Below are 20,700 nucleotides of genomic sequence, written 5' to 3' on the forward strand. Positions count from 1 at the left end.
GCACCCGGCGGCACGACGAAAGGAACGTCCGTGAAGGTTCTCCCGACGGCCCGCGCCGCCGCGCCGGTCGCCCTGATCCTCGGTGCCGCCCTGGCCCTGTCCGGCTGCGGCCCGCAGGAGGCCGGTGCCGCCGCGATCGTCGGCAACCGGGTCATCAGCGACCAGGACGTGCAGACCGCGGCCCAGGAGACCAACAAGGGGGTCGAGGGGCTGCAGCAGCCGTTCACCGCCTCCGACACGCTGGTCTTCCTCATCGTCTCGCCCTACGTCCTCGACGCGGCGGCCAAGGGCGGTCACGGGGTCTCCGAGTCCCAGGCCAAGGCGGCGCTGACCAAGCTGGCCAACCCCTCGCCGGCCACGCTCCAGTTCGCCCGCACGTTCATCGCGCTGCAGGGGCTGACCCAGGAGCAGGTCCAGGGCGTCCTCGCCGAGGTGCAGAAGGCCAAGATCACGGTCAACCCGCGCTACGGCAAGCTCGACCCCAAGACCCTGCGCCTGGACACCAGCGAGCCGAACTGGATCAAGAAGGTCCCGCAGGCCAACGCCACCACTGCCCCGTCCGTCCCCTCCGGCCAGTAGTCCGCAGGCCCGCGTGGCGCACCGCCTGACCCTCCTGCTCAGCAGCCCGCGCGTCGCGCCGGGCCTGCTCACCCGCGACGCGTGGGACGTGCTCGCGTCGGCCGCGGCCGTCCTCGCCCGCGACGAGGACGAGGCCCAGGCCGTCGCGGTCGCCGAGTCGGGTATGCCGGTCGCGCACGTGGGTGCCGAGCACCCCGCCGTGCTGGCCCGCCTCCTCGCCGACCGCGCGGACCAGGGGGAAGTGGTGTGGCTGGGCTCCGCCGACGGCGACCCGGGCCTGACCGACGCCCTCGCGGCGGAGGTCAGCCGCCGGCCCGAGCCGCCGGAGGTCGAGGTGCTGGTCGGGTCCTGGGACGTGCCGGGGTCCCGGCTGCTGGACCTCGTGGCCGTGATGGACCGGCTGCGCACCCCGGGCGTCTGCCCGTGGTACGCCGAGCAGACCCACGAGTCCTTGCTGCCCTACCTCATCGAGGAGGCCTACGAGGTCGTCGAGGCGATCGAGTCCGGCGACCGGGCCCACATGCTCGAGGAGCTCGGCGACCTGCTCTTCCAGGTCGCCTTCCACGCCCGGGTCGCCGCCGAGGACCCGGCGGCGCCGTTCGACGTCGACGACGTGGCCGCGGCCCTCGTCGACAAGCTCGTCCGGCGCAACCCGCACGTGTTCGCCGACGTCGAGGCCGAGACCGCCGAGGACGTGACCGCGAACTGGGAGGCCATCAAGGCGCAGGAGAAGCCCCACCGCGACTCGCCGCTGGACGGCATACCGGCTGGCCTGCCCGCGCTGGCGCGGGCCGACAAGGTGCTCTCCCGGCTGGAGCGGGCCGGGGCTGCGCAGGTCGCGACCGACGCGACGGCAGGGGAGGACGTGGGCGCCCAGCTGCTCGCCCTGGTGGCCCGGGCGAGGGCCGCCGGGGTCGACGCCGAGGCGGCCCTGCGGGCGACGCTGCGCGAGGTCGAGGCGCAGGTCAGGGCCGACGGGGCCTGAGCCCGCGGTCCCACGGTGCGGGTCGGTCACCGGCGGGGGCAGGCCCAGCCGTTAGGCTCCTGTCGTATCCGTCCGGCCCACCGATGGAGATGTTTGTGGCCAGCATCGAGGCAGTAGGCGCGCGCGAGATCCTTGACTCGCGCGGCAACCCCACCGTCGAGGTCGAGGTCGCCCTCGACGACGGCACGATCGCCCGCGCGGCAGTTCCCTCCGGCGCGTCGACCGGCGCGTTCGAGGCGGTCGAGCGCCGCGACGGTGACAAGAACCGCTACGGCGGCAAGGGCGTCGAGCAGGCGGTCGACGCCGTCCTCGACGAGATCGGCCCGCGCCTGCTGGGCTTCGAGGCGAGCGAGCAACGGCTCGTCGACGCCGAGATGCTCGCCATGGACGGCACCGCCAACAAGGGCACCCTCGGCGCCAACGCCATCCTCGGTGTCTCGCTCGCCGTGGCCCGTGCGGCGGCCGACTCCGCGGGCCTGCCCCTGTTCCGCTACGTCGGCGGTCCCAACGCCCACGTGCTGCCCGTGCCGATGATGAACATCCTCAACGGTGGGTCGCACGCCGACTCCAACGTGGACATCCAGGAGTTCATGATCGCCCCGATCGGGGCCGGCTCCTTCCGGGAGGCGCTGCGCTGGGGCACCGAGGTCTACCACGCGCTCAAGGCGGTCCTGAAGGAGCGCGGCCTGTCCACCGGCCTGGGCGACGAGGGCGGCTTCGCACCGAACCTCGAGAGCAACCGTGCGGCGCTCGACATCATCAGCGAGGCGGTCGCCAAGGCCGGCTACACCCTGGGCACCGACATCGCCCTGGCGCTCGACGTCGCGGCCTCGGAGTTCTGTGAGGACGGCGTCTACACCTTCGAGGGGCAGCAGCGCACCGCCGCCGAGATGACGGCCTACTACGCCGAGCTCGTCGAGGCCTACCCGCTGGTGTCCATCGAGGACCCGCTGGACGAGGACGACTGGGAGGGCTGGGCGACCATCACCGCGGTGCTCGGCGACAAGGTCCAGATCGTCGGCGACGACCTGTTCGTCACCAACCCCGAGCGGCTGCAGCGCGGCATCGACAACGCCACCGCCAACGCGCTGCTGGTCAAGGTCAACCAGATCGGCTCGCTGACCGAGACCCTCGACGCGGTCGACCTGGCCCAGCGCAACGGCTACCGCGCGATGATGAGCCACCGCTCCGGCGAGACCGAGGACACCACCATCGCCGACCTGGCCGTCGCCACCAACTGCGGCCAGATCAAGACCGGTGCCCCGGCCCGCTCCGAGCGTGTCGCGAAGTACAACCAGCTCCTGCGCATCGAGGAGGAGCTCGACGAGGCCGCGCGCTACGCCGGCGCCGGCGCCTTCCCGCGGTTCAAGGGCGACCGGGCCTAGCCCGGGCAGGGACACCGCTCGTGGCCGCCAACCGACCGGGCAGTGCGCCGAGGAGTCCTCGGCGCACCGGCTCGCCACGGTCCGGTGCGGCGGCCACGAGCCGTCCCTCCACCCCCCGCAAGTCCGCCGGCCGGCCCGCGACCTCGGCCCGCAGCCGCCGTCCGCGGGGCGACCAGCGCACGCCCCGCTCCCTGCGCCGGATGGCCATCCTCGCCTCGATCTTCGTCATGCTCGCGGTCCTCCTGGTGCCGACCCTGCGCTCCTACCTGCGCCAGCAGGGCGAGATCGAGGCGATGCGGCACAAGGTCGCCCAGCAGGGCAAGGCCGTCGATGCGCTGCGCGTGCAGAAGCAGCAGTGGGACGACCCCGCCTACATCCAGGAGCAGGCGCGCCAGCGCCTCAAGATGGTCAAGGTCGGCGAGCGCTCGTTCACCGTGCTCGACGCCAGCCCGGCCTCGCCGCAGCGCAAGGACCCCCAGGTCGCCTCCGTGCCGGCTGCCTCCGGCCGCAACCACCCGTGGTACGGCCAGCTCTGGGAGTCGATGGTCATCGCCGACACCCCGCCCCAGCCCACGCCGGGCGCCACGACGCCCGCCCCGCTCCCCACCCCAGGACACAGCACCCCATGAGCACCGTTGACGCCGCCGACCTCGCCGCCGTGGAGCAGCAGCTCGGCCGTCCACCCCGTGGTGTCGCCGAGGTGGCGCACCGCTGCCCGTGCGGCAACCCCGACGTGCTGCGCACCGAGCCGCGGCTGCCCGACGGCACGCCGTTCCCGACGACCTACTACGCCACCTGCCCCCGCCTGACCGGCGCCATCAGCACGCTGGAGACCAGCGGGCTGATGAAGGACATGACCGCGCGCCTGGGCGAGGACCCCGAGCTGGCCGCCGCCTACGCCGCGGCCCACGAGGACTACCTGCGCCGCCGGGCCGAGCTGGGCGAGGTGCCCGAGATCGAGGGCATCACCGCCGGCGGCATGCCGACCCGCGTCAAGTGCCTGCACGTGCTCGTGGCGCACTCCCTGGCCGTGGGCCGGGGCGTCAACCCGCTCGGGGACGAGGCCCTGGACGCCCTCGACGACTGGTGGGCGGGCGGCCCGTGCGTAGAGCGCGGGGCCGCGGAGTGACCCGCGTCGGGGCGGTCGACTGCGGCACCAACTCGATCCGGCTGCTCATCGCCGACGTCGACCCGGTGGCCGGCACCCTGACCGACGTGGTTCGCCGGATGGAGGTCGTCCGGCTCGGCTACGGCGTCGACCGCACCGGCGTCATCGCCCCGGACGCGATGGAGCGCACCCTCGCCGCCTGCCGCGACTACGCCGCCCAGTGCGAGGAGCACGGCGTCGAGCGGGTCCGCTTCGTGGCCACGTCCGCCTCGCGCGACGCGCGCAACGCCGCCGAGTTCGTCGCCGGGGTGCGTGAGGCCTTCGCCTCCTTCGGTATCGCGCCCGAGGTCGTCAGCGGGCACGAGGAGGCCTCGCTGTCCTTCCGTGGCGCGACCGGGGAGCTGCGCGGGCGCGGCGTGCCCGGCCCCTACCTCGTGGTCGACCTCGGTGGTGGGTCCACGGAGCTGGTCCGTGGCACCGACGACGTCGAGCAGGCCCGCTCGGTCGACATCGGCTGCGTGCGGATGACCGAGCGCCACCTGCACTCCGACCCGCCCACGGCCGCCGAGGTCGCCGCGGCGACCCGCGACATCGAGGCCGCGATCGACGAGGCGGCCGCCGTCGTGGACCTCGCCGGGGTCAAGGCCCTGGTCGGCCTCGCCGGCAGCGTGACCACCCTGACGGCCCACGCCCTGGCGCTGCCCGGCTACGACCCGGCGCGCATCCACCTCGCCTCGCTCCCGGTCGACACGGTGGCTGCCGCGGCAGATGACCTGCTGGCCAGGTCGCACGCCGAGCGCGCGGCCCTGCCGTTCATGCACCCGGGGCGGGTGGACGTCATCGGGGCAGGGGCGCTCATCTGGCGCCTCGTCGTCGAGCGGGTCCGGCGCGAGGCAGGCGTGACCGAGGTGGTCACCAGCGAGCACGACATCCTCGACGGCATCGCCCTCGGCATCGCGGGCTGACCGGGGCTGGGGAGGCTGGCGATGGGGGAGCCCGGCGGCCCGGGGCGCGACCCGCAGGAGCTGCTGCCCCACCCGGTGACCGGCCGTCTGTTCCCCTCGCCCGTGCCGCCCGGGACCGGCTGGCCGGGCGACCCGGCCGCGGAGGACACCCCGGTGGCCCGGACGGCGTCGGCGGCCGCGCGCCTGGCCCGCACGGCCCCCGATGTCGAGGAGCTCGACGCCAGGGTCAGCGTGTGCCGGGCCTGCCCACGCCTCGTGCGCTGGCGGGAGGAGGTCGCCACCGGGGGCAAGCGCGCCTCCTTCGCCGACCAGCCCTACTGGGGGCGACCCGGCCCGGGGTTCGGTGACCCCCACCCGCAGGTCCTGGTCGTCGGCCTCGCGCCGGCGGCCAACGGCACCAACCGCACCGGGCGGATGTTCACCGGCGACCGCAGCGGCGACTGGATCTACGCCGCGCTGCACCGCGCCGGGTTCGCCGCCGAGCCGCACAGCGTGGCCAGCGGCGACGGGCAGCGGCTGAGCGGGGCACGCATCGTCGCCGCGGTGCGGTGCGCCCCGCCGGCGAACCGGCCGACGCCGCTGGAGCGGGACACCTGCGGGGCCTGGCTGGACCGTGACGTTGCTCTCGCCGAGCCGACGCTGCGCTCGGTCCTGGCCCTCGGGGCCATCGCCTGGACGGCCACGCTGCAGTGCGCCCGCCGGCTCGGCTGGGCGGTGCCCCGACCCGCGCCGCGCTTCGGCCACGGTGCCGAGACCACGCTGGTCTCCAGCAACGGCAAGGCGATTCGCCTGCTCGGCAGCTACCACGTCAGCCAGCAGAACACCTTCACCGGCAAGCTGACAGAGGCCATGCTCGACGCGGTCCTGAGCCGGCTGTGAGGGGAGCCGGGCCGGGGTGGTGCGGCCCGGTATACCGGGGTCAAGGGCCTGTCCGCGGACTGGAAAGGACTTTGTGAAAACTTTCACGAGTAGTACCGTCGAGCGGTGAGCAAACGCATCGTGGTCCTCGGAGGCGGCTACGTCGGGCTCTACACGAGCCTGGGGTTGCTGCGGAAGCTGCGCGCCGGAGAGGCGACCGTCACGGTCATCGACCCGCGCTCCTACATGACCTACCAGCCGTTCCTGCCCGAGGCGAGTGCCGGCAGCCTCAGCCCACGGCACGTGGTCGTCCCGCTGCGCCGGGTGCTCAAGGGCGCCGAGATCATCAACGCGCACGTGACCAAGGTCGACCACGCCCGCAAGGTGGTCACCGTCGAGCCGCTGGAGGGCCCGTCCTACGAGGTGCCCTACGACGAGGTCGTCGTCGCGCTCGGCTCCAAGGCCCGCACCCTGCCCATCCCCGGCCTGGCCGAGCAGGGCATCGGGTTCAAGACGGTCGAGGAGGCCATCTGGCTGCGCAACCACGTGCTGCGCTGCCTCGACCTGGCCGCCTCCACCCAGGACGCCGAGCGGCGCAGCCGGGCCCTGACCTTCACCTTCGTCGGTGGTGGCTACGCCGGCGTCGAGGCGATCGCCGAGCTGGAGGACATGGCCCGCTACGCCCTGCGCTACTACCCCCAGCTCCATCCCGACGAGCTGCGTTTCGTCCTCGTCGAGGCGACCGGCCGGATCCTGCCCGAGGTCGGCGAGGACATGGGCCGCTACACCCTCGACGAGCTGCGCCAGCGCGGCCTGGACGTGCTGCTGGAGACCCGGCTGGAGTCGTGCGTCGACGGCCACGTCGTGCTCTCCGACGGGCAGCGGTTCGACTCCGACACCGTGGTCTGGACCGCCGGTGTCAAGGCCAGCCCGGTGCTGGCCAACACCGACCTGCCGCTGGACGACAAGGGCCGCCTGGTGTGTGACGCCGACCTGCGCGTGCACGGCCTGGCGGACGCCTGGGGCGCCGGCGACAACGCCGCGGTGCCGGACATCACCAACCCCGGTTCCTTCTGCTCGCCCAGTGCCCAGCATGCCGTGCGGCAGGCGACCCACCTCGCCGACAACATCGTGAAGTCGTTGCGGGGCAAGGAGATCGAGCCGTACCGCCACAAGCACGTCGGCTCCGTGGCGAGCCTCGGCCTGCACAAGGGCGTGGCCCAGGTCTACGGCGTCAAGCTGCGCGGCTGGCCGGCCTGGTTCATGCACCGGACCTACCACGTGTCCCGGGTGCCCACGCTCAACCGCAAGATCCGGGTCATCGTCGACTGGACGCTGGCGCTCTTCTTCAAGCGCGAGATCGTCAGCCTCGGCGAGATGGCTGCGCCCCGCGAGGAGTTCCACCAGGCCGCGGGCGGTGGCCAGTGAGCGTCCCCGGCCAGGTCATCGCCGTGACCGTCCTCGGCCAGGACCGCCCTGGCATCGTCGCCGACGTCACCGGCGCCCTCGCGGACCTGCACGGCAACCTCGAGGACTCGACCATGACGTTGCTGCGCGGCCACTTCGCCATGGTCCTGCTCGTGCGCACCGGCGCCGGCGTCGACGCGGTGGAGTCCGCGCTGCGGCACCTCACCGCCGACGGCTCCCTGGTCATCAACGCCCGGGTCCTCGCCGACACCGCACCGGGCGCCCCCTCCGGGCCGTCCTACGCCCTGCACGTCCACGGCGCCGACCGTCCCGGCATCGTCGCGACCATCACCCGGGTGGTGGCCGAGCACGGCGGCAACATCGTCGACCTCGGCACCCGCCTCGGCGGCGACCTCTACGTGCTCATGGCCGAGCTGGAGCTGCCCGACGTCGCGGCCGCGGAGGCGCTCGAGCGTGACCTGCGCATCGTCGCCGACGAGATCGGCGTCGACGTGCACCTCTCGCCCGTCGAGGACGACCTCTTGTGAGCTCGCAGCCCGGGCGGGACGCCGGCCCGCCACCGGGGTGGAGCATGCCCGCCCTGCCCGAGGGGCGGGTGCTCCCGGTCCGGCTGGCCCCCGACGCCGTCCTCGGCACGCCCGGGGCCGACGTCGACCCGACCGGCCCGGAGTCGGTCCAGCTGGCGGCCGATCTGCTTGCCACGCAACGGGTCTCGCCGGGCTGCGTCGGACTCGCGGCGCAGCAGGTCGGCCTGGCCGTCCGCATGTTCAGCGTCGACGTGACCGGTCACCCCAAGACCCGCACGTGCCATGGCGCGTTCGTGCTGTGCAACGCCGACGTGGTCAGTGCGACGCGCAGGGAGCGCGGCCGCGAGGGCTGCCTGTCCGTGCCGGACTTCACCGGCGACGTCGCCCGCGCCCGCCGCCTGGTCGTGCGTGGCCAGCTGCCGGTCACGGGGGAGTGGGTCGAGGTGACCACCGACGCCTTCGAGGCGGTGGCCCTGCAGCACGAGGTCGACCACACCCGGGGCCTGCTGTTCCTCGACCGCGTGGCAGGCGCCCACGCCATCCACCCGCGCCGCACCTATCTGTAGCCTGACGCCTGTCCCCGTAGCCCAACGGCAGAGGCGAGCGACTTAAAATCGTGCAAGTGCGGGTTCGAATCCCGTCGGGGGCACGCGGCGGGAACTTCCCAGGCCCCTCGGGCCTTCTTCTCAGTGACGGGCCGCCACGACGGCGGCATGACGTGCTGGAGGCACAGATGAGCAACCCGGTGTTCAACCGGATCGACAAGCAGGTCCGCAGCGGCGCCTATGCCGGCTTCGGCCAGCAGCCCCGCGCGCAGTGGTCCAACCCGCAGCAGCCCGCCGCGGCCGACCTCAGCGCCGAGCAGCTGCAGCAGATGTATGACGCGCAGCCCGCCACCGCGGTGCAGGCCCGTCGGATGACCCTCGACGACGTGGTGATGAAGACGCTGCTGCTGTTCGGCATCGTCGTCGTCGTCGCGGCGGCCTCGTGGGTCGTCACGGACACCAGCCCCGCCCTGGCGCTGCCGATCTGGCTGGCCGGCATGCTCGGCGGACTCGTGGTCGGCTTCGTCATCGCCTTCCGGCAGCAGGTCAGCGTCCCGCTGATCCTCACCTACGCGGTGCTCGAGGGTGGCTTCGTCGGCGCGATCAGCCGGGTCTTCGAGTCCTACGCCAACGGGGTCGTCGGCCAGGCGGTGCTGGCGACCATGGCGACGTTCGCCGGCATGTTCATCGCCTGGAAGGTCGGCGTCATCAAGGTGACCGACCGCTCGCGGCGCATCTTCGGCATGGCGGTCATCGGCTACCTGCTCTTCGGCCTGGTCAACCTCGTGTTCGCCTTCGCCACCGGCGGCTGGGGCCTCATCGGCTCCCAGTTCGGCCTGCTGATCTGCGTCGTCGGCGTCGGCATGGCGGCCTACTCCCTGGCCATCGACTTCGACACGATCGACCGTGGTGTCGCGGCCGGGCTGCCCGAGCGCTACTCCTGGCTCATGGCGCACGGCCTGATCGTCTCGCTGGTCTGGCTCTACCTCGAGCTGCTGCGCCTGTTCACCCGGGCCCGCAACTAGTGCAGCCACCCACGCCGGTGCCGGTCGAGGTCCGCACCGAGCTCGCCCGGGTGGTCGAGCGCTGGCGGCAGCTGCCGCTGGACCGCGCCGAGCGCCACGCCGGCGCGGTCCGCGAGCTGGTGCAGCGCCTGGCCGACGAGGTCGCCGAACGCATCGGTCAGGACCCCTGGCCGGTGCCCGACCTCGGCCCGGCGACGCTCATGGACCAGCTGGCGGTCATGGTCTACGACGCGAGTGAGGTGGGCCTGCCGGAGGACCTGGCCGGGCAGCTGGGCGACCTGCGCCGCGCGCTGGCCTGACCGGCATACCGGGGGCGGGCCGCCCTGCTCCCAACCGAACGCACGAAATCCGTCGAATCCCACCCCTGCGGGGGCGGGTTCGACGGATTTCGTGCGTTCGGTGGAGGTGTCTCAGGCGCGCAGGTGGGCGACGGCGGCCCACGCCGGGTCGAGCTGTGAGGCGACCTGCACCCGGCCCTGGTCCCACCCGGGGACGGCCGCCCGGACCTGCTCCGCGGCCGGGGTGGTGCCGTCGACGTAGAGGTGCAGCACGCGCACCCCGTCGTGGCTCTCGTGCGCGACGAGGCGGCCGCTGGGCCCCACCCGGTCGATGAGGTGCTCCTCCAGGCTGCGCAGCCGCGGAAGGCTCTGCGCGCCGGGCAGCCCCTGCTCGGTGGTGTCGGTGAAGGGCACGACCACGGCGACGTGGGTGTCCAGGTGCGGGGCCGTCGCCGCGCGCAGCGGCACCTGGGTCATAGCGAGCACGGGCCGCCCGGTGGGACCGGTGCCCTCCAGCACGGCCCAGGTGGGCTCGCCGTCGGCGTCGAGGTGCTGCTCCTCCAGTGAGCACACGACCGAGCGCAGGCCGGTCAGCGGGACCGCGTCCAGCGGCTCGAGCTCGGCGGCAGAGACCTCGCCGAGCCACGTCTCGACGGCCGCCTCCCCGAGGACCGTGTCGAGCAGCAGGAACGCGGCCTGCGTGCGCATCTGTGGCTCGAGGTCGGCCCAGGCCGGGTGGTGCACGCTGACGTCCACCGCTGCACCGACCACGCGGGCGCCGGCGGTGGCCCGGGCCAGGTCGACGTGCTGGCCCTCGATCTCCAGCGACACCGCCCCGGCGTCGGCTGTGGGCTGGCGCATGTCGGCATAGCTCCACACCGCGTCGGCCGGGGGCGCCGCGAGCCGCCAGCGGCGGGCCAGGGGCCGCAGCGCGGGGTCGCCGGCCGCGGTCACCACGAGCACGTGCTGGCTCTCCTGGCCGCCGGGCCCGAGCTCCCACGCCAGGCCGTCGTGCACCGCGTCCACCCGGGCGCTGAGCGCCTCGACGATGCGCCCCGGTTCCCGGTCGGCGATGGCCCCGGCGACCGCGTCGGCGCCCTCGGCCACCCACCACTGCCAGAACGCACCGATGGCGGCGCCGGCGTCTGTGGTGGCCCTGCGGCGCGAGAAGAGTCCCATGGCGGTCATCCTGCCGTGCTTGTCCACGCGGCACGAGGCAGACCGCCGCATCACCCACCGAACGCACGAAATCCGCCGAACCCAACCCCTCACGGGGCCGATTCGACGGATTTGGTGCGTTCGGTCGAGGGGAGCGACGACCTCAGCTGAGGCGCTCGTAGATGACCGCCATGCCCTGGCCGCCACCGACGCACATGGTCTCGAGGCCGAACTGCCCGTCGCGGGCCTGCAGGCCGTTGAGCAGCGTGGTGGTGATCCGGGCGCCGGTCGAGCCGAACGGGTGGCCCAGGGCGATCGCGCCGCCGTGCACGTTGAGCTTGTCGAAGTCCATGCCGAGGTCGTCGGCCGAGGGCAGCACCTGGGCGGCGAAGGCCTCGTTGATCTCGTAGAGGTCCATGTCGGCGATGGTCATGCCGGCGCGGGCCAGGGCCTGGCGCGAGGCCTCGACCGGGCCGAGGCCCATGATCTCCGGCGACAACGCGGAGACGCCGGTGGAGACGACGCGGGCCAGCGGGGTCAGGCCCAGCTCGCGCGCCTTGGTGTCGCTCATGACGACCACGGCGGCGGCACCGTCGTTGAGCGGGCAGCAGTTGCCGGCCGTGATGGTGCCGTTCTCGCGGAAGACCGGGTTCAGCCCGGACACGCCCTCCAGCGTCACGCCGGCGCGCGGGCCGTCGTCGGTGGAGACGACGGTGCCGTCCGGCGTGGTGATCGGCGTGATCTCGCGGGCGAAGAACCCGTCGGCGATGGCCTTCTCGGCGCGGTTCTGGCTGGAGACGCCCCACTCGTCCTGGCGCTGGCGGGAGATGCCGCGCGAGGTGGCGACGTTCTCGGCGGTCTGCCCCATCGACAGGTAGACGTCGGGCAGCAGGCCCTGCTCGCGCGGGTCGGTCCAGACGCTGTTGTCCTTCGCGATCTGCGTGCTGCGGGCCTGGGCGTCGGCGAACCGCGGGTTCTGCCACTCGGCCTTGGAGCCGCCGGCGCCGGAGAAGTCGGCGTAGCGCGAGACGCACTCCACGCCCGCGCTGATGAACACGTCACCCTCGCCGGCCTTGATCGCGTGGAAGGCCATCCGGGTGGTCTGCACCGAGGAGGCGCAGAACCGGTTCACCGTGGCCCCGGGCAGGTGGTCGTAGCCGGCGAGCACGGCCACGACGCGGGCCATGTTGGAGCCGTGCTCGGCCCACGGCTCGGCGCAGCCGAGGTAGAGGTCGTCGACGAGCCTCGGGTCCAGGCCGGGGACCTTGTCCAGCGCGGCCTGGACGATGGTCGCCGCCAGGTCGTCGGGGCGGACGTCCTTGAGCGCGCCCTTGAAGGCGCGCCCGATCGGGCTGCGGGCGGTCGAGACGATGACGGCTTCGGGCACGGTTCCTCCACTGACGGACTCGGGATGCGCCGTCGATGCTATGCCGGGGCGGACCCTTCGGGGGTGTGGCCTTGGTCTCCCGGCCCACCGTCGCCGTCGACCATCGTCGGCATGCCGTCCGGCTGGCTCGCGGCGGCCACCGCCGCGGCCGCCCCGTCGGTCGGGTTCACCGCGCCCGTGCCGGTGCTGCCGTCAGCGCCGGTGTCGGCGGTCTGGCCGTCCAGCTCGGACCGGTCGCTGACCGGCGTGCGGCGCCGGCGCAGCAGCACGGCCCAGCGGCCGCGCGGCCCGCGGGACTCGCCCTCGACGGCGGTGGCGCTGACCTCGGTGCCGGGGTCGCGCACGGCCTGCACCGCGGCCACGGCGACCGGGCTGACGCCCTCCCCGCGCCGGGCGTCGGGGACCCGGTGGTCGTCGGCCGCGCCCCACAGGCCCAGGGCCGCGCACACGCTGGGCAGCAGCGCGGCCGCGGCCCGCGCGTAGCCGGCGGGGGAGGGGTGGAAGCGGTCGGCGCTGAACAGCTCGTGCGGGCGCTCGGCGAACTCGGGTCCGAGCAGGTCACCGAGGGACACGGTCCGGCCTCCGGCCTCGACCACGGCGACGGTCTGGGCGGCGGCCAGGTCGCGCGACCAGCGACGGGCCAGCAGCCGCAGCGGCTGGGCGACCGGCTCGATCGTGCCCAGGTCCGGGCAGGTGCCGACGACGACCTCGGCCCCGGCAGCACGCAGCGAGCGCACGGTCTCCTCGAGGTGGCGCACGGCGACGGCCTTGTCGATCCGGTGCGTGACGTCATTGGCGCCGATCATGATGAGCGCGATGTCGGGGTGCGGCACCTCCTCCAGGGCGTTGGCCAGCTGCACCTCCAGCCCGGAGGACTCGGCCCCGACGACGGCGACGTTGGTCAGCCGCACCGGCCGCCCCATGAAGGCGGACACGCCGTTGGCGACGATCGCGCCGACGGTCTGGTGGGCGCTGTCGGCGCCCATCCCGGCCGCGGAGCTGTCCCCGAGGACGACGAGCTGGACCGGCTCACCCAGCCCTGCGCCATACACGGCGTTGTCGTCGGGGGAGCCGTCGAAGGGCTGGCCGACGACGCGGCGGGCGAGCTGGGCCTCGAGCTTGAGCACCGCGAAGCCGATCAGGCCGAGGGCGCCGATGCCCGCAGCGCCGACGCCACCGCCGTAGGCGGCGGTGGCTGCGATCCTGCGTGCCCGTCGTGCCCTGCCCATCAAGCCTCACCTCGCGTGCCGATCGTGTCTCACCGGGTGCCCTCGCGGCTCCACCACGGTAACGAGGGACATCCGCCGAATGTGCCGTGGGTTGCCCTCGGCCGCAAGGGGGATCGGCGCCGGCGACACACCCCTCGGCCACGGGGAGAGGCACCGTCCGGAGTCTGAGACGATGGGGGCGTGAAGTACGCCGAACACATCGCCGACCTCGTCGGGAACACGCCCCTGGTCAAGCTGAACGCCGTCACCGAGGGCATCACCGCCACGGTGCTGGCCAAGGTCGAGTACATGAACCCCGGCGGGTCCGTGAAGGACCGCATCGCGCTGCGCATGGTCGAGGCCGCGGAGGCCTCCGGCGAGCTCAAGCCGGGCGGCACGATCATCGAGCCGACGTCGGGCAACACCGGCGTCGGCCTGGCGCTGGTGGCCCAGCGCAAGGGCTACAAGTGCATCTTCGTGTGCCCGGACAAGGTCGCCGAGGACAAGCGCAACGTGCTGCGTGCCTACGGCGCCGAGGTCGTGGTCTGCCCGACCGCGGTCGCCCCGGACCACCCCGACTCCTACTACTCGGTCAGCGACCGGCTGGTGCGCGAGACCGAGGGCGGCTGGAAGCCCAACCAGTACGCCAACCCCGAGGGCCCCAACAGCCACTACGCCACCACCGGCCCCGAGATCTGGGCCGACACCGAGGGCAAGGTGACCCACTTCGTGGCCGGCGTCGGCACCGGCGGCACGATCAGCGGCACCGGCCGCTACCTCAAGGAGGTCAGCGACGGCGCGGTCCGCGTCATCGGCGCCGACCCCGAGGGCTCGGTCTACTCCGGCGGCACCGGCCGCCCCTACCTCGTCGAGGGCGTCGGCGAGGACTTCTGGCCCACCGCCTACGACCCGTCCGTGGTCGACGAGATCATCGCGGTCAGTGACGCCGACTCCTTCGCCATGACCCGGCGGCTGGCCCGCGAGGAGGGCCTGCTCGTCGGCGGCTCCTGCGGCATGGCGGTCGTCGCGGCCCTGCGCGCGGCGAAGGACCTGGGCCCCGACGACGTCGTCGTCGTGCTGCTGCCGGACTCCGGCCGCGGCTACATGTCCAAGATCTTCAACGACGACTGGATGGCGTCCTACGGCTTCCTCAAGGAGGTCGGCCAGCGCACCGTCGGCGAGGTGCTGCACGCCAAGTCCGGCGACATCCCGGCCCTGGTGCACACGCACCCCACCGAGACCGTCCGCGACGCGATCGAGATCCTGCGCGAGTACGGCGTCTCGCAGATGCCGGTCGTCAACGCCGAGCCGCCGGTCATGGCCGGCGAGGTGTCCGGCGCGGTCAGCGAGCGCGACCTGCTCGAGGCGCTGTTCACCGGCGAGGCGCACCTGGCCGACCCGGTCGAGAAGCACATGGGCAAGCCGCTGCCGCTGGTCGGCGCCGGGGAGCCGGTCTCCGAGGCCCGCCACGAGCTGGAGACCTCCGGCGCGATCATGGTGATCGAGGACGGCAAGCCGGTCGGCGTGCTCACCCGGGCCGACCTGCTGGGCTTCCTCGTCGAGTAAGGACCAGCCTCACGCCGCCTTTGCGCAAGGTGGGGTCGCTGGACGCACCGTTCCCGGCCGTCCCAGCGACCCCTTCTTGCGCAAAGGGTCAGGTGACCGGTCGACGCTGGCGGGACGCCAGCGTGGTCAGCGCCAGCCCGAGGACGACGCAGACGGTGTTGGTCACCGGGTCGACCGGCACGAACAGCAGGGTGCTGCTGGCGAACGCCGCCGGCGCCAGCCCGCTGGCGACGTAGCCGAGCAGCCCGAAGGACGCCAGCGACCCGCCGAGGCCGGCCACCACAGTCGGCCACGCCGGTCCCGGTATTCCGGGTGCCCGCCCGGGCGCGACGCCCACCGGCACCGGGGCCGGACGTCGCGGCGCCCGCCCGCGCTCCAGCGGCGCGAGGGCCGTGGCCAGGGCGGTGGTCACGGCGGCCAGGCCGAGCAGCCAGAACGGTCGGGTCGCCCACCACAGCCCGGTCCCGGCGGCCGGCGGGGTCACCCCGGCCGAGATGAGCGCGAAGTAGGCCAGCACCAGGACCGACAGGTGCCAGAGGTAGACCGTCATCGCCATGGCGCCGAACCGGACGACGGCAGCCCACGCCCGGGGCCGCTGCAACGCGGACGTGAGGCGGCGGCGCAGCAGCAGGGCGGCCGCGAGCTGGCCGACGGCAAGGACGAGCAGGCACACGGTCGGCGGGGTCATGTTGGAGGTCTCCCCGGGCAGGCCGACCATGCTGACCGGGTAGGGCCCGAGGGTGGTCAGCAGCGTCAGGGCGACGATGCACCCGCCGACCACGGCCCAGAGCGCGGCGCGGCGCCAGGAGGCGAACCTGCCCTCGGCGTACCAGAAGCCCAGCTGCTGGGCGAAGAGCCAGACGAGCGCGAGGTTGAGGTAGCCGACGTTCTCCATCCCGCGCCAGAACCGGAACCAGTCCACCACCACAGCGCCCACCGCCAGCACGAGCAACGGCGGGGCGGCCGAGCGCTCGTGCCAGCGCAGCATGGCCGGCGCGAGGGCGGTCGTCGCGACGTAGACGCCGAGGAACCACAGTGGCTGGCCGAGCAGCAGGCCGATCAGGTCGAGCCGGTCCTGCGGCAGCCCGAGCGCGGCGGCGACCGGGAGGGCCAGCTGCCAGAACAGCACGAACACCAGCGTCGGGCGCAGCAGCCGGACCAGCCGCCCCTGCAGGTAGGTGGGGTAGCCGGCGCCCCGGCGGCGCAGGCCGTGCCAGACGGTCAGGTTGGAGAAGCCGCCGGCGATGAAGAACAGCGGCATCACCTGCAGCACCCACGTGGCCGGCTGCAGGGCGGGGACCGCCGTGAGGGCGTTGCCGCCCTCGACCCGGCCGGCGTCGACGGTGACGGTGGCCATGAGCCAGTGCCCCAGCACCACGACGAGCAGGCTGCCTGCCCGGACGGCGTCGATGAACCGGTCACGGTCGGCGGCGGTCGCGGCGGCGACACGTTCTGCGAAGGTCGGTCGGCTGGTGGCGCGGGTCATGTCCCGAGCGTGGCAGCCGGACCACGCCCGGCACCTGAGTACAACGCCTCACGAAAAACCCCACCGAACACCGCGAAACCCCCGTTTCGGGGCCGTTGAAGCCCCGAAACGCGGGTCAAGCGGTGTCCTCTTGAGGGAGGGAGAGACGTCAGCCGCGCTTGACGAAGCCCTCCTGGACGAGCCAGTCCATCGCGACCTTGGCCGGGTCCTGGCCCTCGACGTCGATCTTGGCGTTGAGGTGACGCAGCGTCGTGTCGTCGAGCTTGGCCGCCACGGGGGCGAACAGCTTCTCGATCTGCGGGTTCTTGCTCAGCACCGGCTGGCGGACGACCACGGCGACGTTGTACGCCGGGAAGAACTTGCGGTCGTCCTCCATCACCTTCAGGTTCAGCGACTGGATCCGGCCGTCGGTCGTGTAGACCTCACCGAAGTTGCACTGGCCCTGCGCGGTCGCCTCGTAGATGGCGCCGGTGTCCAGGGTCTTGACGTTGCCGCGCGGCACCGCGGACCCCAGCGGCACGCCATACCGCTTGAGCATCGGCTGGAAGCCGTCGTTGCGGCTGGCGAACTCCGACTCCACGCAGAACGTGCGCTCCTTCGGCGGCACCTTGCTCAGGTCGGAGAGCTTGCTGATGCCGAGCCTCTTGGCCGTCGCCGCCGTCGTCGCGAACCCGTAGGTGTTGTTCATCGGCGCCGGCTTGAGCCAGGCGAGCTTGTTGGCCTTGAGGTCGGCGTCCCGGACCGAGGTGTACTGCTTCTCCCGGTCGGGGATGCCGTTCGCGTGGCCGAGGTAGGAGATCCAGGCGGTGCCGGTGTACTCCCACTCCAGGTCGATCTGGCCGGAGACCTGGGCCTGGCGGGCGCTCGCGCTGCCGGGGATGTTGGTCAGGTCGGTGACCTTGGCGCCGTTGGCCTGCAACAGGATCCCGGCCATCTTGCCCAGGAGGATCTGCTCGCTGAAGTTCTTCGAGCCCACCGAGATGGCGGTCCCGGTCATCGGCTTGACGTCCTTCTCCGGGCCGGCCAGCTTGGCGGCGGGCAGGAACCCGCCACTGGTCTGCAGGCCGCAGCCGGAGAGCAGGGCGCCGGCTGCGAGCGCAGCAACAGCAGGTATGCCGGCCCGTCGCGTGAGTCGCGCGCGGCGGCTGGTGCGGGCGGTCATGAGGTGAGCCCCTTCGGTCGGACGATCTCCTCGATGACGTGGCCGGCCCAGTCGACGGCGAGCGCGAGCAACGCGACGAGCACGGCGCCACTGACGAGGATCGGGTAACGGAACAGGGTGATGCCGGTGACGATCAGGCTGCCCAGGCCGCCCGCGTTGATGAACGTGGCCAGCGTGGCCGTGCCCACCAGCAGGACGAGGGCGGTGCGGATGCCCGCCGCCATGACGGGGACGGCGAGCGGCAGCTCGACCTTGAACAGCACCGCGATGCTGGACATGCCCATGCCACGGCCGGCCTCGACCAGGGTCCGGTCGACCTGGTTCAGCCCGACGATGGTGTTCTGGAGCACCGGGAGGATCCCATAGAGCGCCAGGGCGATGACCGCGGTCTGGAAGCCGAAGCCGACCCACATGGCGAGCAGCACGATGAGGCCGATGGCCGGGGCGGCCTGGCCGGCGTTGGCGACGCCGACCACGGCGGTCGAGGCGCGGCGGAAGCGGGGCCGGGTCAGCACGATCCCCAGGGGGATCGCGACGACCAGCACGACCGCCGCCGCGACGGCCGTCACCTCCAGGTGCTGCACCGCGAGCGTGTTGATCTCGGACCACGCCAGCTGGCGGGCCTCGATGCTGTCGAGCGTGGCGGTGCTGCGCCACAGCACCCAGGCGCCGAGGGCGATCAGGATGGCGACCGGCTGGATCATCAGCCGGCGACGGGTCGGACTCACTGGGGGCCCTCCTCCGCGGTCGGGGGCACCTCGGCGTGCTGCTGGAGGACCTCCGCGGCCAGGGCGGCCTCGGCGTGGTCCGGCGCGGCGGGGCGCTCGAGCTCGGCGGCCTCGGACATGGCCTGCTCGGCCTGCTCACGGGTCTCCTGGAGCAGGTTGACCAGCGCGCCGATGCGCACGATGCCCAGGTACTCGTCGCGGCGGCCGGTGACGACGACGCCGCCGTGGCCGGAGACGAGCATGGTGTCGAGCGCGTCGTTGAGGGTGGCGCGACGGTCGACGGTGACCAGGTCGTGGTTCTCGTCGGAGATCACCGGCTGGTCCTCGATGGCGCGCAGCCAGTCCCAGCGCAGCGGGCGGCGGCGCTGGTCCAGGACCACCACGGCGCGGTGGCCGTTGGTGCGGGCCCGCTGGAGGACCTCGGGGCCGGACTCGCCGACCGTGGCGGTCGTGGTCTGCTCGAGGTCGATCTCGCCGACCCGGCTCAACGTCAGCTGCTTGAGCGTGGAGCCGGCGCCGATGAAGTTCTCCACGAAGCGGTTCGCCGGGGCGGCGAGGATGTTCGCGGGGGTGTCCAGCTGGGCGATCTCGCCGCCCTCGCGCAGGATCGCGATCTGGTCACCGAGCTTGACGGCCTCGTCGAAGTCGTGGGTGACGCAGACGATGGTCTTGCGCAGCTCCTCCTGGATGGACAGGAGCTCGTCCTGGAGGCGCTGGCGGGTGATCGGGTCGACGGCGCCGAACGGCTCGTCCATGAGGATCACGGGCGGGTCGGCGGCCAGGCCGCGTGCGACGCCGACCCGCTGCTGCTGCCCACCGGAGAGCTCCCGGGGGTAGCGGTCGCGGTAGCGGGCCGGGTCCAGCCCGACCAGGTCGAGCAGCTCGTCGACGCGCTCGGTGATCCGCTTCTTGTCCCACCCCAGCATCTGGGGGACCATCGCGATGTTCGCGGCGACGGTCATGTGGGGGAAGAGGCTGCCGCCCTGGATGACGTAGCCGATGTGACGGCGCAGCTCGTCCGCGTCCTTGGCGCGGGCGTCCTCGCCGCCGATCAGGATCTGCCCCGAGCTGGGCTCGATCAGGCGGTTGATCATCTTCAGCGTGGTCGTCTTGCCGCAGCCCGAGGGCCCGACGAGCATGAGGATCTGGCCTGCCGGGATGTGCAGGTTGACGTCCTCGACCGCGGCCTTCTTCTGGCCCGGGTAGCGCTTGGTGACGCCGACCAGCTCGATGTCGACGCCGCTCACGGCGTCGTCGGTGGCGGTGGCGGTGGTGGTGGGCGTGATGGTCTGGGTGGTGGTCATGTCAGGCACGGATCCCCCTAGGGGTCGTGACGCGCTGGAGCAGCACCAGCAGGCCGTCGAGGACAAGGGCGAGGATGACGACGCCGACCGTCCCGACGACGGCGGACTCGGTGGCGCCGGCGCCACCGAGGCGCGCCAGGCCGTTGAAGATGAAGGAGCCGAGGCCGGGGCCTTGCACATAGGCGGCCACGGCGGCGATGCCCATGCACATCTGGGTCGAGACGCGGACGCCGGCGAGCACGACCGGCCAGGCGAGCGGCAGCTCGACCCGCATCAGGGTGCGCGTCCGGCTCATGCCCATGCCACGGGCGGACTCCACCAGGGTGGTGTCCACGCCGTTGAGGCCGACGACGGCGTTGCGCACGATGGGCAGCGCGGCATAGAAGACGATGGCGACGACGGAGGGCAGCACGCCCAGGCCCAGGACGGCCAACAGGAACGCCAGCAGCGCGAGGGCAGGGACGGTGAGCCCGATGCTGCTGATCCCGTTGGCCAGGCCGGAGAGCCTGGGGATGCGGTGCACGAGCACCGCGACGACGAGGGCCAGGACGGTCGCGATGGCGACGCTCTGCACGACGAGGCTGACGTGCTGGTAGGCCCCGAACATCAGCGCATCGCGATGTTCGGAGATGAACTCCCACATGGAATTGGCCGATCCTTCCCGGGCCTCCTCGGCGAAGGCCCTGTACGGCAGGCGGCCACTCACCCTAGGGACGAACCGGCATGGTCCTGAAAGTTGATATCAGGTCGCCGGGCCGTTACGCGCGCGTGTACGCGGGCGCGCACCTACGCGCCCTGATGACGGCGCGACGAGGTGTGGCCAGGGCCACGCCTCGGTCTGGGAACTGGGGACGGGGACGAAACGGGCGTTCCGGACAGCCATGTCAGTCACGCCGGGGCGGGGACCGCCGGCGTCACCGAGGGCGTCCGGCAGGGGGAGCGGCCGCCGTGGTTTCTGGTGCAGGGTCACCCGATGGTAGCCCGCCCATACCCCTGCGCACAGCCCCTGAACAGGGCC

At 72.9% G+C, this 20,700-nt stretch carries 21 protein-coding genes and 1 tRNA gene; 14 read left to right on the forward strand and 8 right to left on the reverse strand.

The window, feature by feature from the left end; all coding sequences use genetic code 11:
• Nucleotides 1–30 precede the first annotated feature (30 nt).
• The 13 genes from FB474_RS02075 (at nucleotide 31) to FB474_RS02135 (ending at nucleotide 9,704) form a co-directional block, all read left to right on the forward strand.
• Nucleotides 31–579 carry a hypothetical protein gene (locus FB474_RS02075; protein WP_141787143.1) on the forward strand — a complete coding sequence of 183 codons (549 nt, stop codon included), beginning with the start codon at nucleotides 31–33 and terminating at the stop codon, nucleotides 577–579.
• Between the two features lie 13 nt (nucleotides 580–592).
• Entirely contained in the window at nucleotides 593–1,564 is a 972-nt protein-coding gene (locus FB474_RS02080; RefSeq protein ID WP_141787144.1) for a nucleoside triphosphate pyrophosphohydrolase, read from the forward strand.
• A gap of 95 nt (nucleotides 1,565–1,659) precedes the next feature.
• Nucleotides 1,660–2,949, forward strand: coding sequence for a phosphopyruvate hydratase (gene eno, locus FB474_RS02085; protein ID WP_141787145.1), 1,290 nt, complete (start codon nucleotides 1,660–1,662; stop codon nucleotides 2,947–2,949).
• Nucleotides 2,950–2,969: 20 nt separating this feature from the next.
• On the forward strand, nucleotides 2,970–3,578 hold the full coding sequence (locus FB474_RS02090) for an FtsB family cell division protein (RefSeq protein WP_141787146.1): 609 nt from the start codon (nucleotides 2,970–2,972) through the stop codon (nucleotides 3,576–3,578).
• Nucleotides 3,575–4,078, forward strand: coding sequence for a DUF501 domain-containing protein (locus tag FB474_RS02095; RefSeq protein ID WP_141787147.1), 504 nt, complete (start codon nucleotides 3,575–3,577; stop codon nucleotides 4,076–4,078). Before FB474_RS02090 ends, FB474_RS02095 begins: the two co-directional genes overlap by 4 nt.
• A complete protein-coding gene (locus FB474_RS02100) occupies nucleotides 4,075–5,022 on the forward strand; it encodes a Ppx/GppA phosphatase family protein (protein ID WP_141787148.1) in 948 nt (315 codons plus the stop codon). The genes FB474_RS02095 and FB474_RS02100 overlap by 4 nt, the downstream gene beginning before the upstream one ends.
• Nucleotides 5,023–5,043: 21 nt before the next feature.
• A complete protein-coding gene (locus tag FB474_RS02105; RefSeq protein ID WP_141787149.1) occupies nucleotides 5,044–5,901 on the forward strand; it encodes a uracil-DNA glycosylase in 858 nt (285 codons plus the stop codon).
• Between the two features lie 105 nt (nucleotides 5,902–6,006).
• Nucleotides 6,007–7,308 carry an NAD(P)/FAD-dependent oxidoreductase gene (locus FB474_RS02110; RefSeq protein WP_141787150.1) on the forward strand — a complete coding sequence of 434 codons (1,302 nt, stop codon included), beginning with the start codon at nucleotides 6,007–6,009 and terminating at the stop codon, nucleotides 7,306–7,308.
• Nucleotides 7,305–7,835 (forward strand): glycine cleavage system transcriptional repressor, encoded by a 531-nt coding sequence (locus FB474_RS02115; protein WP_221632405.1) that lies wholly within the window; start codon nucleotides 7,305–7,307, stop codon nucleotides 7,833–7,835. Before FB474_RS02110 ends, FB474_RS02115 begins: the two co-directional genes overlap by 4 nt.
• A 44-nt stretch (nucleotides 7,836–7,879) precedes the next feature.
• Nucleotides 7,880–8,401, forward strand: a complete 522-nt coding sequence (locus FB474_RS02120; protein ID WP_141787151.1) for a peptide deformylase — start codon at nucleotides 7,880–7,882, stop codon at nucleotides 8,399–8,401.
• Nucleotides 8,402–8,411: 10 nt separating this feature from the next.
• A tRNA-Leu gene (locus FB474_RS02125) sits at nucleotides 8,412–8,484 on the forward strand.
• A gap of 84 nt (nucleotides 8,485–8,568) precedes the next feature.
• On the forward strand, nucleotides 8,569–9,405 hold the full coding sequence (locus FB474_RS02130) for a Bax inhibitor-1/YccA family protein (protein ID WP_141787152.1): 837 nt from the start codon (nucleotides 8,569–8,571) through the stop codon (nucleotides 9,403–9,405).
• A gap of 17 nt (nucleotides 9,406–9,422) precedes the next feature.
• The gene (locus tag FB474_RS02135) at nucleotides 9,423–9,704 is read left to right on the forward strand and encodes a hypothetical protein (RefSeq protein ID WP_141787153.1); all 282 of its coding nucleotides are present in this window, start codon (nucleotides 9,423–9,425) and stop codon (nucleotides 9,702–9,704) included.
• 111 nt (nucleotides 9,705–9,815) lie between these two features.
• Here the strand turns inward: FB474_RS02135 and FB474_RS02140 are convergent, their stop codons facing one another.
• From FB474_RS02140 to FB474_RS02150, 3 genes are all read right to left on the reverse strand, one after another.
• Nucleotides 9,816–10,862: a DUF695 domain-containing protein gene (locus FB474_RS02140; RefSeq protein ID WP_141787154.1), complete on the reverse strand. Its 1,047-nt coding sequence runs from the start codon at nucleotides 10,860–10,862 to the stop codon at nucleotides 9,816–9,818.
• Nucleotides 10,863–11,004: 142 nt separating this feature from the next.
• Nucleotides 11,005–12,228, reverse strand: coding sequence for an acetyl-CoA C-acetyltransferase (locus tag FB474_RS02145; protein ID WP_141787155.1), 1,224 nt, complete (start codon nucleotides 12,226–12,228; stop codon nucleotides 11,005–11,007).
• A 38-nt stretch (nucleotides 12,229–12,266) separates the two neighbouring features.
• Entirely contained in the window at nucleotides 12,267–13,457 is a 1,191-nt protein-coding gene (locus FB474_RS02150; RefSeq protein ID WP_141787156.1) for an SGNH/GDSL hydrolase family protein, read from the reverse strand.
• A gap of 180 nt (nucleotides 13,458–13,637) precedes the next feature.
• On the opposite strand from FB474_RS02150, the gene FB474_RS02155 reads away from it, so the two are divergent.
• The gene (locus FB474_RS02155) at nucleotides 13,638–15,002 is read left to right on the forward strand and encodes a cystathionine beta-synthase (protein ID WP_141787157.1); all 1,365 of its coding nucleotides are present in this window, start codon (nucleotides 13,638–13,640) and stop codon (nucleotides 15,000–15,002) included.
• A gap of 88 nt (nucleotides 15,003–15,090) precedes the next feature.
• Here FB474_RS02155 and FB474_RS02160 read toward each other — a convergent pair whose 3' ends face one another.
• The 5 genes from FB474_RS02160 to FB474_RS02180 form a co-directional block, all read right to left on the reverse strand.
• A complete protein-coding gene (locus tag FB474_RS02160) occupies nucleotides 15,091–16,488 on the reverse strand; it encodes an acyltransferase family protein (RefSeq protein WP_141787158.1) in 1,398 nt (465 codons plus the stop codon).
• A gap of 148 nt (nucleotides 16,489–16,636) precedes the next feature.
• Nucleotides 16,637–17,650 carry a glycine betaine ABC transporter substrate-binding protein gene (locus FB474_RS02165; RefSeq protein WP_141787159.1) on the reverse strand — a complete coding sequence of 338 codons (1,014 nt, stop codon included), beginning with the start codon at nucleotides 17,648–17,650 and terminating at the stop codon, nucleotides 16,637–16,639.
• A complete protein-coding gene (locus tag FB474_RS02170) occupies nucleotides 17,647–18,378 on the reverse strand; it encodes an ABC transporter permease (protein WP_425465297.1) in 732 nt (243 codons plus the stop codon). Before FB474_RS02170 ends, FB474_RS02165 begins: the two co-directional genes overlap by 4 nt.
• Nucleotides 18,375–19,682: an ABC transporter ATP-binding protein gene (locus FB474_RS02175; RefSeq protein WP_141787160.1), complete on the reverse strand. Its 1,308-nt coding sequence runs from the start codon at nucleotides 19,680–19,682 to the stop codon at nucleotides 18,375–18,377. The genes FB474_RS02170 and FB474_RS02175 overlap by 4 nt, the downstream gene beginning before the upstream one ends.
• Nucleotide 19,683: 1 nt before the next feature.
• On the reverse strand, nucleotides 19,684–20,325 hold the full coding sequence (locus tag FB474_RS02180; RefSeq protein ID WP_141787161.1) for an ABC transporter permease: 642 nt from the start codon (nucleotides 20,323–20,325) through the stop codon (nucleotides 19,684–19,686).
• Between the last annotated feature and the right edge of the window lie 375 nt (nucleotides 20,326–20,700).

Source organism: Oryzihumus leptocrescens, from assembly GCF_006716205.1.
Classification (GTDB): domain Bacteria; phylum Actinomycetota; class Actinomycetes; order Actinomycetales; family Dermatophilaceae; genus Oryzihumus; species Oryzihumus leptocrescens.

What these genes read in the sequence shown, in the direction of transcription:
- FB474_RS02095 (WP_141787147.1), top strand. Translation starts at nt 3,575, where the DNA reads ATGAGCACCGTTGACGCCGCCGACCTCGCCGCCGTGGAGCAGCAGCTC.
- FB474_RS02105 (WP_141787149.1), top strand. Translation starts at nt 5,044, where the DNA reads ATGGGGGAGCCCGGCGGCCCGGGGCGCGACCCGCAGGAGCTGCTGCCC.
- FB474_RS02120 (WP_141787151.1), top strand. Translation starts at nt 7,880, where the DNA reads ATGCCCGCCCTGCCCGAGGGGCGGGTGCTCCCGGTCCGGCTGGCCCCC.
- FB474_RS02130 (WP_141787152.1), top strand. Translation starts at nt 8,569, where the DNA reads ATGAGCAACCCGGTGTTCAACCGGATCGACAAGCAGGTCCGCAGCGGC.
- FB474_RS02140 (WP_141787154.1), bottom strand. Translation starts at nt 10,862, where the DNA reads ATGGGACTCTTCTCGCGCCGCAGGGCCACCACAGACGCCGGCGCCGCC.
- FB474_RS02150 (WP_141787156.1), bottom strand. Translation starts at nt 13,457, where the DNA reads ATGGGCAGGGCACGACGGGCACGCAGGATCGCAGCCACCGCCGCCTAC.
- FB474_RS02160 (WP_141787158.1), bottom strand. Translation starts at nt 16,488, where the DNA reads ATGACCCGCGCCACCAGCCGACCGACCTTCGCAGAACGTGTCGCCGCC.
- FB474_RS02165 (WP_141787159.1), bottom strand. Translation starts at nt 17,650, where the DNA reads ATGACCGCCCGCACCAGCCGCCGCGCGCGACTCACGCGACGGGCCGGC.
- FB474_RS02175 (WP_141787160.1), bottom strand. Translation starts at nt 19,682, where the DNA reads ATGACCACCACCCAGACCATCACGCCCACCACCACCGCCACCGCCACC.
- FB474_RS02180 (WP_141787161.1), bottom strand. Translation starts at nt 20,325, where the DNA reads ATGTGGGAGTTCATCTCCGAACATCGCGATGCGCTGATGTTCGGGGCC.